The sequence below is a fragment of the Trebonia sp. genome (assembly GCF_049794275.1).
Taxonomy (GTDB): Bacteria; Actinomycetota; Actinomycetes; order Streptosporangiales; family Streptosporangiaceae; genus Trebonia.
The window spans coordinates 1-2,611 of record NZ_JBARCR010000234.1 but is presented as its reverse complement, the minus strand read 5'-3'; the positions used below and the strand labels follow the sequence as shown (position 1 = coordinate 2,611).

The window sequence follows — 2,611 nt, the reverse complement described above, 5'->3', positions numbered from 1 at the left end:
GCGCCGGCGTCCGCCCGTTCCGGCGCTCACCGGCGCCCCCGGCGCTTCCGGCGCCGTCCGGGGTTCTCGTGCCGTCCGGGGTTCTCGTGCCGTCCGGGGTTCTCGTGCCGTCCGCTTTGCTGTGTCTTTTCGGGTGAATAGGCCCCGGAACTACACACCTAAGCCTCGTCTGCCCGCTGCGCGTCGCGCATCCGCAGCTGGAGCCGCTGCCGGGCCTCGAGCACGCCCGGCTCGCCCATATAGAGCACGTCGAGCACGCCGAGCACCTGGCGGACCTCCTCGCGGTACTGGGGCGTCAGCGTGACGGGCTTCCTGCCGTACAGGTCCAGCGCCCAGGCAGGCAGCGACGCGGCTGCGGCGCCGCCGACTTGGCGCCAGATGTCCGCCATGTCCTCGTCGAATCCCGGCAGGTCGAGCAGGTAGGAGGTGGACTCGGCCGCCGCGGGGCTGAGGGTCAGCTCCGGCTGGACGGCGGCCAGGTAAGCGTCGAGCTCGGCGGCGCTCGACGGCGCGCGTCCGGCGGGCACGCCGACGAGTTCGGCGGCGACGGTCATCTCGGCCACGTAGGCATCCCGGTCCGGCGCGCTCACCGGGTTGCCGAACAGGTCCGCGGCAGCCAGCACCGAGTCGACGAGCCCGGCGTGCACCCAGATGAGCAGGTCAGGGTCTCCGGCGGCGTATGGCCGCCCGGTGACCGGGTCGGTGCCGCGCACCCGCTCGTGGATCTTCCGCACCCGGTCCGCGGCGCGCCGCGCCGAAGCCTTATCCCCGTAGGTGATCGTGACCAGGTACGCGGCGGTCGAGGACAGCCTGCCCACAGGATCGGCGCGCCAGTCGCTGTGCTGATCGACCCCGGCCATCGCCAGCGGGTGCAGCGCCTGGACGAGCAGTGACCGCAGCCCGGCGACCGGCGCCGACAGGTCGCCGTTCAGCCGCCACGTCACGCTGCCCGGCCCGAAGAACCCGTCGTCCGCCGGACTGCCGGGCACGCTCGCGGTGAACGCCGCCGCGGCCCGCTCCACTAGACCCGCCGTCGGGAACACGTCCGCCGTCATCGCCTCACCCCCGGTCGTCACATTTCGCCCGCACGCCATCAACGCTACCTCGCGACCGGCGGACCACCCACCGGCCGGCGCCAGGACTTCCTCGGACGCTAGACAGGCAACCGCCTGATCCGGCGGCGGACCTCGGCCGTCACAGCCGATCCTGCCGCCGTGGGCGGGTTACTGGCTGACCCAGCGGATGGAGAACTGGGTGAGGGTGTAGCCGAGCGCGTTCACCGTCGGCTGGAGGAAGTTGTCGCGGATCATCGTGGTGGCCTCGGTCTCCGCCGCGCTGACCAGCGGCTTGGTCACGCTCGGCAGGCTCGTTGCCTGCTGGAACGCGACATCCTGCGCCTGGGCGTACAGGACCGACTGGGCGAACTGCGGCTGGATGAGCACCCCGCAGCCGAGGCCTGGGTAGGTCCAGCTGTGATCGGTCGAGATCGGCTTGGACAGGGTGTTGTCGACCGTGACGTCATGCACCGACTGCGGCAGCTGAGGCAGCGGCAGCGCCATTGAGACGGCCAGTCGGCCCGGGGTGCCTGGCGCGGCCGCCCGTAGCACGCGGAGCTGGTAGTGGCCGGTGGACGGCTTCCACCACGCGGGGCCCGGGTTGAGGTTGACGGTCGAGGACGCGTGCCCGACCGCGGCGAACGTGCCGGAGTACCAGCACGGCCACAGCCCGATGTTCTTGGACACGGTGTGCGTGAAGACGAAGTTGAAGTTCTCGGTGCCGAGGGCAGGCCGGGAGATTCCCTCGATCTTCTGCAGCACGAGCGGCCCGACAAGAGTGTTCGTGGTGGTACCGGCGCTGATCGACTGCCAGGGCCAGCCGAACCTGAGATGCGGCAGGTTGACGTTGACCCCGAAGAGGTGCAGGGCCGCGGACAGCGCGGCGAGCACCGCCCACGCGACGGCGCGCCGGAAGAAGAGGCCTGCCAGCACGGCGAGGGCCGCCCACTTCGCCCAGCGCGGCACGAGCGGGCGGCGCGGCCAGCGGCGACGCCTGCGCGGCTGCTCTGGCTGGTACCGCGCTGGATCCGTGAGCGGCAGCGTGCGCTCATCGAGTCGGGTGGGTGCGAACGCCGCAGGGAGGTAGGGACGCCCCGCCTCCTCGGCGGATGCGGTCTCTGGCCGGGCGGTGCGCTGGATCACGATACGGACCACGACGGGTCACCTGCGCTTTCTGTCGTTCACACGAGGGCAGGGTAGCTGAGGCTAAGCAGTACGGGGACGGCGCCGAACGGTCCGCGGAACTTGCTGCCTGGCTTGTCCGGGGCGTCCGGCTCGCCGATGACCGGCCAGTGCATCTTCAAGTGCTGCTCGGTCAATCCCGCGACCGAGTACGGGAATTCCATGGCGGACACACCGTTACGCTACAGCAGCCCGCCCCAGCGGAAGGCGGCGAACACGTCCGCGAGGGCGCGCACCGGCAGGGCGCGCCGCGCGGTGAGGTCGAGCCCGTACACGGCGCCGGCTAGGTAAATCAGGTCGCTGGCGCACTGGGCGAGCGCCTGGGACTTCGTCTGGTAAACGGTGCCGTCGGGGTTGACCTTGCCCAGTCGCTC

4 protein-coding genes are annotated in these 2,611 nt (G+C 71.2%); all 4 read right to left on the bottom strand.

Annotated elements, in window-relative coordinates:
* Positions 1–158 precede the first annotated feature (158 nt).
* Positions 159–1,055 (bottom strand): oxygenase MpaB family protein, encoded by an 897-nt coding sequence (locus WA805_RS06795; protein WP_425241908.1) that lies wholly within the window; start codon positions 1,053–1,055, stop codon positions 159–161.
* Positions 1,056–1,223: 168 nt separating this feature from the next.
* Entirely contained in the window at positions 1,224–2,210 is a 987-nt protein-coding gene (locus tag WA805_RS06790; RefSeq protein ID WP_422339817.1) for a hypothetical protein, read from the bottom strand.
* A 26-nt stretch (positions 2,211–2,236) separates the two neighbouring features.
* Positions 2,237–2,410 carry a hypothetical protein gene (locus WA805_RS06785; protein ID WP_425241907.1) on the bottom strand — a complete coding sequence of 58 codons (174 nt, stop codon included), beginning with the start codon at positions 2,408–2,410 and terminating at the stop codon, positions 2,237–2,239.
* A gap of 9 nt (positions 2,411–2,419) precedes the next feature.
* Positions 2,420–2,611: hypothetical protein (locus WA805_RS06780; RefSeq protein ID WP_425241906.1), on the bottom strand; the 192-nt coding region annotated here is incomplete at its 5' end.